This window comes from Sphingomonas flavalba, from assembly GCF_047553045.1.
GTDB lineage: Bacteria > Pseudomonadota > Alphaproteobacteria > Sphingomonadales > Sphingomonadaceae > Sphingomonas_L > Sphingomonas_L flavalba_A.
Window position 1 is genome coordinate 674,683 of the sequence record NZ_CP180208.1, and the last position, 14,612, is coordinate 689,294.

General features: G+C 66.6%; 11 protein-coding genes and 1 CRISPR repeat array (1 of these 12 running past the window's edge). All 11 genes read left to right on the top strand.

Going from position 1 to position 14,612, the window contains the following annotated elements; all coding sequences use genetic code 11:
- Positions 1–214 precede the first annotated feature (214 nt).
- The 11 genes from ACMT1E_RS03160 to ACMT1E_RS03210 all read left to right on the top strand — a co-directional run bounded on the left by ACMT1E_RS03160 (position 215) and on the right by ACMT1E_RS03210 (position 14,568).
- A complete protein-coding gene (locus ACMT1E_RS03160) occupies positions 215–2,500 on the top strand; it encodes a TonB-dependent receptor (protein ID WP_414902224.1) in 2,286 nt (761 codons plus the stop codon).
- Positions 2,501–2,588: 88 nt separating this feature from the next.
- Positions 2,589–4,241, top strand: a complete 1,653-nt coding sequence (locus ACMT1E_RS03165; protein ID WP_414902225.1) for a thiamine pyrophosphate-dependent enzyme — start codon at positions 2,589–2,591, stop codon at positions 4,239–4,241.
- A 35-nt stretch (positions 4,242–4,276) separates the two neighbouring features.
- Positions 4,277–5,839 carry a phytoene desaturase family protein gene (locus tag ACMT1E_RS03170; protein WP_414902226.1) on the top strand — a complete coding sequence of 521 codons (1,563 nt, stop codon included), beginning with the start codon at positions 4,277–4,279 and terminating at the stop codon, positions 5,837–5,839.
- A gap of 58 nt (positions 5,840–5,897) precedes the next feature.
- On the top strand, positions 5,898–6,911 hold the full coding sequence (locus tag ACMT1E_RS03175) for a transporter substrate-binding domain-containing protein (protein WP_414902227.1): 1,014 nt from the start codon (positions 5,898–5,900) through the stop codon (positions 6,909–6,911).
- 43 nt (positions 6,912–6,954) lie between these two features.
- Entirely contained in the window at positions 6,955–8,073 is a 1,119-nt protein-coding gene (gene hisC / locus ACMT1E_RS03180; RefSeq protein WP_414902228.1) for a histidinol-phosphate transaminase, read from the top strand.
- Positions 8,070–8,711: a glutathione S-transferase family protein gene (locus ACMT1E_RS03185; RefSeq protein ID WP_414902230.1), complete on the top strand. Its 642-nt coding sequence runs from the start codon at positions 8,070–8,072 to the stop codon at positions 8,709–8,711. Before hisC ends, ACMT1E_RS03185 begins: the two co-directional genes overlap by 4 nt.
- A 13-nt stretch (positions 8,712–8,724) precedes the next feature.
- Positions 8,725–9,810, top strand: a complete 1,086-nt coding sequence (locus ACMT1E_RS03190; protein ID WP_414902231.1) for an ABC transporter permease subunit — start codon at positions 8,725–8,727, stop codon at positions 9,808–9,810.
- A gap of 11 nt (positions 9,811–9,821) precedes the next feature.
- A complete protein-coding gene (locus tag ACMT1E_RS03195; protein WP_414902233.1) occupies positions 9,822–10,895 on the top strand; it encodes an amino acid ABC transporter permease in 1,074 nt (357 codons plus the stop codon).
- A gap of 1 nt (position 10,896) precedes the next feature.
- Positions 10,897–12,417 (top strand): UxaA family hydrolase, encoded by a 1,521-nt coding sequence (locus ACMT1E_RS03200; protein ID WP_414902234.1) that lies wholly within the window; start codon positions 10,897–10,899, stop codon positions 12,415–12,417.
- A 42-nt stretch (positions 12,418–12,459) separates the two neighbouring features.
- Entirely contained in the window at positions 12,460–13,440 is a 981-nt protein-coding gene (locus ACMT1E_RS03205; protein WP_414902236.1) for an amidohydrolase family protein, read from the top strand.
- Positions 13,391–14,568, top strand: a protein-coding gene (locus ACMT1E_RS03210) for an IS3-like element ISSpma1 family transposase (protein ID WP_145923348.1) whose coding sequence is annotated in 2 segments (ribosomal slippage) — positions 13,391–13,655 and positions 13,655–14,568 — 1,179 coding nt in all. Because the reading frame shifts where the segments join, the coding sequence is not laid out codon by codon here. The genes ACMT1E_RS03205 and ACMT1E_RS03210 overlap by 50 nt, the downstream gene beginning before the upstream one ends.
- 32 nt (positions 14,569–14,600) lie before the next feature.
- Positions 14,601–14,612: a CRISPR direct-repeat array (repeat unit 33 nt); it runs 745 nt beyond the window's last position.

The following is a 14,612-nucleotide window of genomic DNA, read 5'->3' on the forward strand; positions in this document are numbered from 1 at the left end:
CAAGATCGACAGCGAGGCCAAAAATTCCTCATTGATCGTATTAAATAATATCCTTTGTCGCTGTTTCGAGGCGATAGTACTCTTCTGTCGTTCTCAACTAGTACCTGAGTATTAAGTTAAGACACGCTGATAAGATCAGAATGCCAAACTGCCAGCGATGACAACATCCGCAGAACTGCGGAGGGGAGGGTTTGTGTCCAGAAATGCCACTTTGATGATGTGTGCGCTGCTTGCCAGTGCCAGCATGCCGACGGTTGCGCTTGCCCAGAGTGAAACGGAAGGCGGCCTGAGCGAGATTGTCGTTACCGCGCAGCGCCGCGCCCAGTCGCTTCAGGATGTGCCGATCAGCGTTACTGCGTTCGATTCCGAGGCGCTGGCGCGCAACAACATTACCGCCGCCGCCGATTATCTGAAGCGCACACCCAATGTCAGCTTCCAGGATGACGGCCAGACCGGCAACCGCGGCGTCAGCATCGGCATCCGCGGCGTTAGCGACATCAAGTCGCTCGACAATTCGGTGATCAATTCGATCGGTGTCTATCTCGACGAATTCTCCGTCGCGTCGGTGTCTGGCGGGACGATCAACCCGCAGTTGCAGGATATCGAGCGGATCGAGGTGCTGCGCGGGCCGCAAGGCACCTATTTCGGCCGCAACGCGATCGGCGGTGCGCTTAATATCGCGACCAAGAAGCCGGTTGGCGAGCTGGGCGGCGAGGTGCTTGCCGGTGCCAGCTTCTACGAAAATGGCGGCGCCGAGCAGCATGTCACCGGCATTCTGAACGTGCCGGTCAGCGAAACGCTGTGGACGCGCGGCGTGATGCATGTCGAGCGCAGCGACGGCTATGTGAAGAACGTCAGCCCGACGGGGGCGCCGAACAGCGGCTGGGATTATTTCCACGGCCGGCTGTCGTTGCGCTGGATGCCGGCGGAAGGCACGACCGTCGACGCGCAGATATTCTATACGAAAGAGAATGAAGGGCATGACCCGACGGTCAATTCGGGCGTGCTCGACCTGGATACCGCCGGGACCTTTGCCGGTGCGGTCAGTGCCGGGCTGACCCCGTGGGGCGAGGGGCTGGGTTTCTTTCCGAAGAACCAGAGCAAGGTCAATCACGACGCCTACGAGTATAACCGGGGCCGCACGACGCTCGGCAATCTGCGGATCAGCCAGGAGCTGGGGCAGGGGCTGACGCTGAAGTCGGTGACCGGCTTCCTGAACACGGCGACCGACCGCCGCTTCGATCAGGACGTGACCAGCCTGGACATCGTCATCCGCGAAAACGACTTCGACAGCCGGTCGTGGAGCCAGGAGCTGCGGCTGGAGGCGCAGACCGACCAGTTCGACCTGACCGTTGGCGGCCTGTATGCGCGCGACCGGCAGACCAAGCGCAACCACATCTTCATGGGCAGCGATCGTTCGCTTGGCGGCGTCGGCATTCTGCCGCCGGTCGCCGCCTTCCCGGCCGGCACGCCGATCAACCGCGACACCGGCATGTTCGGGATCAGGAGCCTGGCGGCGTTCGCCGACCTGACCTGGCGGGTGACGCCGGAGCTGGAGGTGATCGCCGGTGGCCGTTATACCCATGACAGCGTGTCGACCGGGGTGGTCGACGTGCAGGTGTTCGGCGGCCGCGCGCTGCCTGACGTGCGCGGCAAGCACAGCTTCGACGATTTCGCGCCGCGTCTTTCGCTGCGCTACAAGCTGGACCGCGACGTCAGCCTGTATGGTGTGGTGTCGAAGGGCTACAAGGCTGGTGGCGTCAATGTCGGGCATGATGATGCCAGCGATCCGTTTGTCGACACTTTCTTGCCGGAACGGCTGTGGAACTACGAAATCGGTTTCAAGTCGGAGCTGTTCGACCGCCGGCTGCGCCTGAACATTTCCGCTTTCTACCTCGACTGGAAGAACCTGCAATTGCAGACCTTCTATCTGCTCGACCCGACCGACATCAGCAGCCAGGTCGAACTGACCCACAATGTCCGCAAGGCGCGATCGAAGGGCGTCGAATTCGAGTTCGCGGCAGTCCCCACCCGTGGGCTGACCATTTCCGGCGGCCTAGGCTATCTCGACGCCAAGATGCTGTCCGACGAGCGGATCGTCGTCACCGGCGGCCTGCCCGTGGACGTCGAGGGGCTGAGAACGCCCAAGTCGCCGAAATGGACCTGGAACCTCGACGCCGAGTATAATTTCTCCACCGGGGCGGGCGAGGCCTATCTGGGCGCCAACTGGACCCACCGCAGCCATTCCTACGGCGACCTGGAAGCGACGGGGCGGGTGCAGCTTGGCCGGCCGCTTTTCCCCTACCGCCTGCCGACGTTCAACGTCGTCAGCCTGCGCGCCGGGCTTGAGGTCAACGAACGGCTGAAGTTCGGCCTGTTCGTCGAGAACCTGCTGGCCGAGGCCTATTACACCAGCACAGGGGAGAATTTCGGTCTGGGCGGCATCCGCCTGCGTCCGCACCCGCGCATCATTGGTGCGAATGTGGGGCTGAAATTCTAGCTGCGCGCCACCGGCACCCGCCCCCGGCGGCGGCGGGTGCCGGTGGCCGCCTTTTTTGTTTCCGGGTCGACAAGCGAGAAGAGTTGTAATGGTGAAGATGAAGGGTGGTCGTGCAATTGTGGAGTCAGTGCTCCGCCATGGTGTCGACACCATTTTCGGTATCCCCGGCGGCCAGACCTACGAGCTGTTCGATGCGCTCTACGGCCGCGACAACGAGGTGCGGCTGATCACCAGCCGCAGCGAACAGGGCGCCGCCTACATGGCGTTCGGCTATGCCCGGTCGACCGGCAAGGTTGGCACCTTCACCGTTGTGCCGGGACCGGGCGTGCTGAATGCCGGCGCGGCGCTGACCACCGCCTATGCCTGCAACGCGCCGGTGCTGTGCCTGACCGGGCAGGTACCGTCGACCGGGATCGGCAAGGGTATCGGTTTCCTCCACGACGTGCCCGATCAGCTTGGCGCGGTGCAGCGGATGACCAAATGGGCGGCGCGGATCGACCACCCCGCCCACGCCCCCGGCGCGGTGGCGGAGGCGTTCCGGCAACTGACGACCGGACGGCCCGGCCCGGTTTCGCTGGAAATGGCGCTGGACGTAATGGGGCAGACAGCGCCGGTTACCCTGCCGGAACCGGAAGTGCCGGCGGAGGTGCTGGAGCCGGACCCGGATCTGATCGCCGAGGCGGCGGCGTTGCTTGGCCGGGCGGAAAAGCCGCTGATCTTCGTCGGTGCCGGCGCGATCGGCGCGGCAGAGGAGGTGCGCGAGATCGCCGAGATGCTGCAGGCGCCGGTCGTCTCGCACCGGGGCGGACGCGGTATCCTGAGCGACCGGCACTATTTGAGCCAGACATTCCCCGCCGGCCACCGGCTATGGCCGGAGGCGGATGTCGTCCTCGCCATCGGCACCCGGCTCAAATATCCGCGGATGCACTGGGGCAACGACGCTGCGCTGAAGGTCGTCCATATCGACATCGATCCGATGCAGCTAACCCGGATCGCGGCACCCGCCGTCGGCCTGGCCGGCGACGCGCAGGCGACGCTGCGCGCGCTGATCGACGGGCTTGGCGCCACCAATCGCCGCCGCGACAGCGAAAAGGACCGGCTGGAGGCGCTGAAGGCCGGTCTCACCAAGGCGTTTTCCGACGATATCCAGCCGCAGATCGCCTATCTTGACGTGCTGCGCGGCGAGATGAGCGACGACGCGATCCTGGTCGATGAGATCACCCAGGTCGGTTACGCGTCCTGGTACGGCTTTCCGGTCTATGCGCCGCGCACGCTGATCACCAGCGGCTATTCCGGCAACCTTGGCTACGGATTGTCGACCGCGGTCGGCGTCAAGATCGCCCATCCGGAGCGGCAGGTCGTGTCGATCAACGGCGACGGCGGCTTCATGTACCACTGCGGAGAGCTGGCGACGGTCGCCAAATATAACCTCGACATGGTCATCATCGTGTTCAGCGACGGGGCCTTCACCAACGTCGCGCGCGCCCAGACCAGTCGTTTCGGCGGCCGGGTTGTCGGCACCGCGTTGCAGAACCCCGATTTCGTCAAGATGGCCGAGGCCTTCGGCGTCGCCGGACGCCGGGCGGAAAACCCGGCGGAGCTGCGCGAAGCATTGCGCGCGGCGTTCAAGGCGAAGGGGCCGATGCTGATCGAGGTGCCGATCGGCGAGACCGCCTTCCCGTGGAAATACCTTCTGCTTCCCCCCGTGCGCGGCCCGAAGGCGAGCGCGCAGCCCAAGTGACAGGTCTGGCTGACAGGCCAAGGTAACAGGACAGTATGATGTACGATTATGACGTAGTGATCGCGGGCGGCGGCCATAACGCCCTCGCCTGTGCCGCCGTGCTGTGCAAGAACGGCATCCGCACGCTGGTCGCCGAACGCAACGACTGGGTCGGCGGCGGCGCGGTGACGCGCGAGTTGACCCAGCCCGGTTTCCGGCACGACCTGTTCGGGTCCAACCATGTCTGGATCCACGCCAACCCCCATATCCGCGAGCTGCTGCCGGAGCTGAAGGACTACGGCCTCGAATATGTCTGGGGCGAGAACGAGATCATGGGCCATCCGATGACGGAAGGACCCGGCGTCATCGTCCACCGCTCGGTCGACAAGACCTGCGACAGCATTGCCGAATATTCGCGGCGCGACGCCGACCGCTATCGCGAGATCTACGACGGATTCGTCGAGATCAAGGACGGTTTCACCCGCAACATGTTCTCGCCGCCGTCACCGCCCAGCTACCTGCCGGCGGCGATGGAGCGCAGCGAGGAAGGGCTGCGAATGCTGCGGAATTACAGCCTAAGCGCCCGCGCGTTCGTGATGGAGAATTTCGAGGACCCGCACATCCAGGCCTTCCTGATTAGCTGGGCGCTGGGACCGAACATCAAGCCGACCCAGCAGGGTGCCGGGTCCACCTTCTACATCATGATCCCGGCGATTCACGTCTACGGGCAGGCGATCCCGCGCGGCGGCAGCATCCAGCTGCCCAACGCCCTTGCCCGCTATGTCGAGGCACATGGCGGCAAGGTGCTGACCAACAGCCCGGTCGCCGGCATATTGGTGGAGGACGGCACCGCGCGCGGCATCCGTCTGGCCGACGGCACCGAGATTACCGCGCGGATGGGCGTGGTCAGCGCGCTGGAGCCGAAACAGACCTTCCTGAAGCTGATCGACGAGGATGCGCTCGATCCCGGTTTCGTCCGCGCCGTGCGCAATTTCACCTTTGGCGATGTCGCGTCGTTCCGCGTCCATTTCGCGCTGCACGAGGCGCCGCAGTTCAAGGGCGGCCCGGACATCAGCAAGGCGCCGTTCCAGCGCACGATCGGCAGCGTCGCCGACATCGACCGGCATTTCGCCGAACTGTCCGTCGGCGTGCCGACGAAGGAGCCGCCGGTCCACGCCCATTGCTGGAGCCTGGTCGACCCGACCCGCGCGCCGGAGGGCAAGCAGACCTTCATGATCGACACGTTCGTGCCGAGCAAGCTCGCCTCCGGCAACTGGGCGGAGATCAAGGACAGCTATGCCGAGGAACTGATCAAGACGCTGCGCAAATACACGACGAACATGGAGGATGATAACATCATCCAGCGCTTCGCCCATTCGCCCGACGACATCGAGGCGCATAACCCGTGCTTCGTTGGCGGTGTGCCGTCGGGTGGCGAGCGCACGCTGGCGCAGATGGGCTATTTCCGCCCGCTACCCGGATTTTCGCAATATCGCGGGCCGCTGAAGAATCTATACCTTGCCGGTCCGTCCTGCCACCCTGGTGGCGGGATCAGCGGGATGGGCGTCATTACCGCGCAGGAGATGCTGAAGGATTTCGGACTGTCCAGCGACGATTGAACCGGGAGCGCGCGTTGTGTCTGGCCTTTGTCAAGGAAAGCGGCGCCGGCGGGCGGGGATGAGCGTGGCGCGCGCCGCCGCTGGCGCACTGGCGATGCTGGTGGCGGCGGCGACCGCGACGGCGGCGCATGCCGATACGCTGGGCGAGGTCCGGCAGCGCGGCTATCTGCGCTGCGGGATCACCGAATCCGGCCCCGGATTCAGCTTCGTCAACGCCGCCGGCAAGCGGGCGGGGTTCGAGATCGACCATTGCAACACCATCGCCGCCGCGCTGTTCGGCGGGTTGAAGGTGCAATATGTCCTGACCACGCCGCAGACCGCCTTCACCCTGCTCCAGTCGCGCGGGATCGACGTGTTTCCCGCCGGCGCGACCTGGTCCTTTTCACGCGATGCGGCGCTGGGCCTAGACTTCGCGGGCGTCTATTTCATCGACGGGCAGGGGTTCCTCGTCCGCAAGCGCAGCGGGGTGCAGCGGGTCGCCGACCTGGCGGGAGCAACGATCTGCGTCGCGCAGGGCACGACGCTGGAACAAAATCTCGCCGATTATTTCCACCGCCGCCGGCTCAAATACCGGCCGATCACCTATGGCGACGCCGACAAGGCGCTGGAGGCGTATCAGGCCGACCGCTGCGACGCGGTGACGATGCAGCGGGCGGCGCTTGCCGCGCGGGCCGCCGGCATGGCCGACCGCGGTCAGCACCATATCCTGACCGAAATCATCTCGCGCGAGCCGCAGGGGCCGCTGGTCCGCCAGAATGACTCGCGCTGGCGCGATATCGTGTTCTGGGCGCTGAACGTGCGGGTTGCCGCAGAGGAACTGGGCGTCAGCCAGCGCAATGTCGCCGAGATGCGGAAAAATTCGCCGAACCGGGAGGTGCAGCGGATGCTGGGCGTCTACGGCAATTACGGGCGCGCGCTCGGCCTGTCGAACGACTGGGCGTTCAACGTCATCCGCCTTGTCGGCAATTACGACGATGTCTGGCGGCGTAACCTGTCGCCGATCGGCCTGGAGCGCGGGCCGAACCGGCTGATCAGCCAAGGCGGGGCGATGCTGGCCCTGCCGTTCCGCTGAACGCGATTTCATGTTCACACCGTTTGACCAAGGATGCCTGTCGATGAGTAGCCGTACTTCCCCAGCCCCGCGCGCCGCCCTCGCGGCTTGCCCGCCCTATGTGCAGGGCAAGAGCGCGATCGCCGGCATGGAGAAGCCGATCAAGCTGTCGTCGAATGAATCGCCGTTCGGTCCCAGCCCGGCGGCGAAGGCGGCCTATCTCGCCGCCGTGGACGAACTACACCGCTATCCCGACGGCAGCCAGCGGGCGCTGCGCGAGGCGCTGGCCGCGCGCTTCGACGTCGAGGCTGACCGGCTGATCGCGGGTAATGGCAGCGAGGAACTGATCCTGCTGGCGCTTCGGGCGTTCGTCGACCCCGGCGATCAGGTCGTGCTCAGCCAGAACGGCTTCGTCATGACCCGAATCCACGCGCTGGCGCAGGGCGCCGAGGTGATCGAGGTGGCAGAAGCCGACTGGCGAGTCAGCGTCGACAACATCCTGGCGGCGGTGACCGAGCGGACCAAGGTGGTCGCCATCGCCAATCCCAACAACCCGACCGGCACCTATATCAGCGCGGCGGAGCTGCGGCGACTGCACGCTGGCCTGCCGGCAGACGTGCTGCTGATGATCGACAGCGCCTATGGCGATTATGTCGTCGCGCCGGATTACGACAGCGGCATCGCCATCGTCCGGACCGCCTCGAACGCGATCATGACGCGGACATTCTCCAAGCTTTACGGCCTGGCGGGTATGCGGATCGGCTGGGCTTACGGTTCGCCCGACGTCATTGCCGCGATCCAGCGCATCCGCACCCCGTTCAACGCCAACGCGCCGGCGCTGGCGGCGGCGACGGCGGCGCTGGGCGACCGGGATTATGCCGATCGGGTGCGCGACCACACCATCGCCTGGCGTGGCCGGATGGCGGCGGCGCTGGCCGATATGGGCATTCCGGTGGTGCCGAGCGTGACCAATTTCCTGCTGCTTACCCTACCGGCGGACAGTGGGCTGACCAGCAAGGGCGTCGCCGCCCATCTGCTGGAACGGGGCATCATCCCCCGGCCGCTCGGCGTGTCCGGCCCCGGTAACAGCCTGCGCATCACGATCGGCACGGAGGAGGAGAATCTGGCCTTCCTCGCGGCGATGGAAAGCTGCGTTCGCCGCGTGCCGAGTCCGGTGCAATGATCCTGTTCACGGTCCCCTCGTCTCCGTTCGGCGCGCGCATCCGTATCCAGGCGGCGGCGAAGGGGCTGGCGCTGACGCTGGCGGAGCCGCCGGGGGGGCCTGGGTCGGAAGAGTGGCTGGCGATCAACCCATTCGGCAAGGTGCCGGTGCTGCGGACCAAGGCTGGCGACATCATCGAATCGGCGGTGATCCAGGAATATCTGGAGGATATGTATCCCGCGCCCGACTTGCGCGGCACCGACCCGTTCGCTATCGCCACCGTGCGCGCCTTCACCCGCGCCGTGGACCTCTATCTGTTCCCGGCGCTGTTCGGCCTGCGCGGCGCGGCGGTGGGGGACGCGGGCGCTCTGGCCGGGGCGGTGGCGGAACTGAAGACGGCGGTCGGGCGGCTGGCCCGGCTGAAGGCGCCAGACGCCTGCCTGTGCGGGCCGTCGTTGACCCTCGCGGATTGCGCGCTGGTTCCGGCGCGTTTCTATACCGACCTGTTCGCGGCACGGCTTGGCTTCGCCTCTCCCTTCGCGCACGATGCCGGGTTCGAAGCGTGGTGGGCGCATGTTGGCGGCCTGCCGCCGGTGGCCGGGGTGATCGCCGACCTCGCCCGGATCGCGGCGGCGCCGAAGGCGGTGCGCCCTGAATAGGTCGCGGCTCTGGATGTGGGCGGGGCAGGCGGCGATCCTGCTCGGCATCGCCGCGCTGGTCGCGGCGATCGCGGCGACAACCGCCCGCAACCTTGACCGGCTGGGCATCCAGCACGGTTTCGATTTCCTGTTCCAGCCGGCCGGGTTCGACCTTGGCACCACGCTGCTGCCGTTCACCTCGACCTCTCCGGTCTACATGGCGTTCCTCGCGGGTATCGCCAACACGCTGGTGCTGACCGTGCTGGCGATCGCGCTGTCGACGCTGATCGCGCTGGTCGTCGCGCTGCTGTGCATGAGCGGCGACCGGCTGCTCGGCGCGATCGGCTGGAGCTATGTCGAGATATTCCGCAACATCCCGGCGCTGCTCCAGATCTTCGTCTGTTATTTCGTCGTGCTGCGCGCGTTGCCGGCGGCGACCGACAGTCTGGACCTCGGCGGCTGGTTGGCGATCAACAATCGCGGCATCTTCCTGCCGGCGGTCGGCATCGGCGGGGGCGGCGGCGCGCTGGTCGAGGCGCTTGGCCTGGCCGCCCTCTTCGCGGGGGGCGCCATCGCGCTGCGTCACCGGGCGCGGCGCTGGCTGGTGTTGCTCGGCCTGGTCGTGGTCGTGCTCTGGGCGGTGCGCTGGGCAACGGTGGCGGCGCCGACGCTCGGCCGGTTCGGCTATGAATCACGCTGGGAAATCAGCCCGGAACTGTGCGCGCTGGTCCTTGGTCTTGCCGTCTACAACGCCAGCTACATCGCCGAGATCATCCGGTCCGGGATCAACGCGGTGCCGCGCGGGCAGTGGGAGGCGGCGCGCGCGCTGGGCTTCAGCCCGGCCCAGACGCTGCGCCGGATCGTCTTTCCGCAGGCGCTTCGCGTCATCCTGCCGCCGATGGCCAACGCCTATCTAAACGTGCTGAAGGCGTCGTCGCTCGGCGCCGCTGTCGCCTATCCCGAAGTCGTGTCGGTAATGGTCGGCACCACCAACAACATCGTCGGCCGGCCGATCGAGATCATGGCGCTGACCCTTGTCACCTATCTGCTGATCTCTCTGCTTGTCGCCTTCATCATGCACCGGATCGACCGCCGCGTCGGCCGGTCGCCGGCGCTGTGAGGGTGGCGGGCATGGGCGCCGGGCTGAGCGAGGGGCGCCGCATCCGCGCCGGGATTGGCGTGTTGGTGCTTGCCGGGGTGCTGTTGCTGCTCTGGCCGGCCTTCGACTGGGCGGTGACCAGCGCCTATTGGGCGGGGCAGGGGCCGCAGGCCTGCCCGGACCGGGCGGGCGCCTGCTGGCCGTTCATTCGCGAACGTTTCGACCAGATCATCTACGGCGCCTATCCGGCCGGGGAACGGTGGCGGGTCAATACCGGGCTGGGCATTGGCGCGCTGCTGCTGGTGCCGCTGATCCTGCTGCCGCTGCGTCGCAAGGCAGTGTGGGTGGCGGGGTTTCTGCTGCTTTACCCGCTGGCGGCGCTGGCGCTGTTCGCCGGCGGCGTGTTCGGGCTGGTGCCGGTCGGGACCAGTGCCTGGGGCGGGCTGTTCCTGACCGTCGTCGTCGGCCTGTTCGCCTTCACCGCCGCCTTTCCGATGGGGATATTGCTGGCGCTTGGCCGGGAATCGCCGATCCCGGTGGTGCGGATGCTCGCCGGTAGCTGGGTCGAGTTCTGGCGCGGCGTGCCGACGCTGGTCGTCTTGTTCGTCGCGGTGATCATGCTGCCGCTGTTCCTTCCGGTCGAGCGGGAGATTGACAAGCTGGCGCGGGCGCTGGTCGCGCTGTCGATCCTGATGGCCTGCTATATCGGCGAATCGATCCGTGGCGCGCTGCGGTCCGTTCCGCGTGGTCAGTATGAAAGCGCGCGGGCGCTGGGCATGGGCTATTGGCGCGCCCATATCCACGTCATCCTGCCGCAGGCGATCCGGGTGGCGACGCCGCAGATCACCAACATCGTGATCGGCCTGTTCAAGGAAACATCGCTGCTTGTGGTCATCGGCCTGTCGGACCTGCTCGGCGTCGTCCAGGCGGCGTCGGGCGACACCGAATGGCATCTGTCGTCGGCGCGCGCGACCGGCTATCTGTTCATCGCGCTTCTCTATTGGGGCATCTGCTTTGCCATGTCGCGTTACAGCGCCTATCTTGAACGCCGCGCCCGGCGCGGCTGGGCCGGTGGCGGTTCTGCCGGCCTTGGCGGAGAAGCCTGACATGGCCGCTGCGCTCCCTTTGGTGCTGCGCCTGTCGCCTGCCGACAATGTTGTCATCGCACGGCGGGACCTTGCCGCCGGAACGATGCTTGCCGACCCGGCGCTGACCCTGCGCCAGCCAATCCCGACCGGGCACAAGCTGGCGATCGCGCCGATCGCGGCGGGGGACGCGATCCGCCGCTACGGCCAGATCATCGGCTTTGCCAGCGCCGCGATCGCGCCGGGCGAACATGTCCACGCCCACAATGTTGAGATGCGCGCCTTTGCCCGCGACAACGCCGTCGGCGCCGATGCGCGCCCGACCGCCTATCGCGATCCGCCGGTGACCTTTCAGGGCATCCGCCGCCCCGACGGGCGGGTCGCCACCCGCAACTATCTGGGCGTGGTGACCAGCGTGAACTGTTCCGCCACCGTCGCCCGCGCGATCGCCGATCGGATGGGGCGGGAACTGTACGGCCATCCGGTGATCGACGGGGTGGTGCCGATCACCCACAACGCCGGTTGCGGCATGGCGCCGGAGGGGGAGGGGATGGACGTGCTGCGCCGGACCATTGCCGGCTATGCGAACCATCCGAATTTCGCCGGCGTGCTGCTGCTCGGCCTTGGCTGCGAATCCAACCAGCTTGCCCGGCTTGCCGCCGCGACCGGGCTGGAGGAAAGCGAACGACTGCGCTTCGCCACCATCCAGGACAAGGGCGGCACGGCGGCGACGATCGCCTGGGGGGTCGATGCCTTGCGTGCGATGGTGCCGCTGGCCGAATCGACGCGGCGCGAGCCGGTGCCGGCATCCGCGCTGCGCCTCGCGCTCGAATGCGGCGGGTCGGACGGCTATTCGGGGATCACCGCCAACCCGGCGCTGGGCGTCGCCGCCGATCTGCTTGTCGCCAATGGCGGCACCGCCATCCTGTCCGAAACGCCGGAGATATATGGCGCGGAGCACCTGCTGACCCGCCGCGCCGCCAGCCCGGCGGTGGCGGAAAAGCTGATGGCGCGAATCGCCTGGTGGGAGGATTACGCCGCCCGCAACCATGGCGAGATGAACAACAACCCGTCGCCCGGCAACAAGGCGGGCGGGCTGACCACCATCCTCGAAAAATCGCTGGGCGCGGTGGCCAAGGGTGGGTCGACCAATCTGGTCGATGTCTATGGCTATGCCGAACCGGTGACCGCGCCCGGCCTCGTCTTCATGGATACGCCGGGTTACGATCCGGTGGCGGTCACCGGGCAGGTCGCCGGCGGCGCCAATGTCATCTGTTTCACCACCGGACGGGGCAGCGTGTTCGGCGCGAAGCCGGCGCCGTCGATCAAGCTGGCGACCAATACGCCGATGTACGAGCGCATGGCCGACGACATGGATCTGGATTGCGGCCCCGTCGTCGACGGCCTGGCAACGGTGGAAGAGAAAGGGGCGGAGATTTTCGACCTGATCCTGCGGACCGCATCCGGTGAACCGACCAAGAGCGAGGCGCTGGGCCTGGGCGACCATGAATTCGCGCCGTGGATCATCGGGGCGACGATGTGACGCGGCGGGGGCGGACGCGCCGCTATGCGTCGGGCGCCGCCGATGCCGGCTGACCCGGCCGCGCCGCGCGTCGACGCGCATCACCATTTCTGGCGCTATGCCGACGGCCATTGCGCCTGGATGCCGGATGCGCCGGCCGTGCTCCACCGCGATTACCTGCCCGCCGACCTGGCGCCGGCGCTGAAGGCGGCGGGGATTGCCGGCACCGTCATCGTCCAGGCGGCGGAGACACCGGTCGAGACCGACTGGCTGCTGGCGCTGGCGCGGGACGTGCCGTTTGTGTGGGGTGTTGTCGGCTGGCTCGACCCGGCGGACCCCGGCGCTGTCGCCCGCGCCGAGGCGTGGCGGGCGACCGGCCGTCTCGTCGGCATCCGGTTCTGGTATCAGGACGATGCGGATGGCGATCGGCTGGGTTCGGTCATCGGGGCGCCGCTGCTTGGCTGGGCGGCGGCGCAGGACATGCCGATCGACCTGCTGGTCCGCCCGCGCCACCTGTCGGCCGCCGTCGCGCTGGTCGACGCCAGCCCCGATGTGCGCTTCGTCGTCGACCATGGCGCCAAGCCGGATATCGCCCGCTGGCCCCCCGATGCGGATGAACGGCTGCAATGGTGGGAACAGATGGACCGGCTGGCCCGCCACCGCCGGGTCTCCTGCAAGCTGTCCGGCATGGTGACGGAAGCCGCGCCGGGTTACACGCCCGCCAGCCTGAAACCCTATAGCGACGCGCTGCTGCAGCTCTTCGGTCCGGCCCGGCTGCTTTGGGGCAGCGACTGGCCGGTGGCGCTGAGCGCCAGCAGCTACGCCGACTGGGTTGCCTGCACCGGGAAACTGATCGGCCACCTGTCGGCCCCCGAACGCGCCGCGATCCTCGGCGGCAACGCCATCCGCTTCTACCGGCTGAAACCGGACCTGATCTGCCCCCCGCTGAGTGGCCCAGAGACTATGATAGTCTGGACCATGAAAGGGACATTGAATGCCGAGCAAGAAGCACAAGCCGGAAGAGATCATCGGCAAGCTGCGTGAAGTTGAGATTGTGCTGGCGCAGGGAGCGAGCACGGCTGAAGCCTGCCGCCGGATCGCGGTCAGCGAGCAGACCTATTATCGGTGGCGCAAGGAGTATGGCGGCCTGAAGACCGACCAGGCGCGGCGGATGAAGGATCTGGAGAAGGAGAACCAGCGGCTGCGCCGGGCGATCTCGGACCTGACCCTGGACAAGCTGATCTTGCAGGAGGCTGCACGGGGAAACTTCTGAGCCCCGCGCGGCGGCGGCGCTGCATCGATCAGGTACGACGGGATCTGCCAGTGCGGGTATCCGAGCGACGGATATGCCGGGTGCTGGGTCAGCATCGATCGACGCAGCGCAAGATGCCGCGCGGGGCGGATGACGAACAGGCACTGACCGAGGACATCATTGCATTGGCGAAGCAATATGGTCGTTACGGCTACCGCCGGGTCACGGCGTTGCTGTGCCATGCGGGATGGACGGTGAACCATAAACGTGTCGAGCGGATATGGCGGCGTGAAGGACTGAAAGTCCCGCAGCGCCAGCCAAAGCGCGGGCGTCTATGGCTCAATGACGGATCGTGCATCCGGCTACGCCCCGAATATCCGGGGCATGTCTGGGCCTACGATTTCGTCGAGGGGCGGACGCATGACGGTCGCAAGTTCCGCATCCTCACGATCATCGACGAGGCCAGCAGGGAATGCCTGGCGCTCATCGTTGCACGGCAGCTCAAGCATGAGGATGTTCTGGCGGCCCTGGCCGACCTGTTCATCTCGCGTGGGCCGCCAGCGCATATACGATCCGATAATGGTAGCGAGTTTATCGCGACCGCCGTCCAGAAATGGCTGGGGCAGATCGGCGTAAAGACCCTCTACATCGCGCCGGGATCACCATGGGAAAATGGCTATAACGAAAGCTTCAACGGGTCGCTTCGCGACGAACTGCTCAATGGCGAGATCTTCTACAGCCTCGCCGAGGCCAGGGTGCTGATCGAGGCATGGCGGCGGCATTACAACACCGTCCGCCCGCATAGCAGCCTGGGCTACCGGCCACCGGCACCGGAAACGGCGACACCGCCATATCCGGCCTCCGGTTCCGCTTCGCTCCACCTCCGTCCGGATATGGCGGCGATGAGCTTAATGCACTAACAAACCAATCGGTCCACTCGGTGGGGGCAGACCATCGCCTCCCG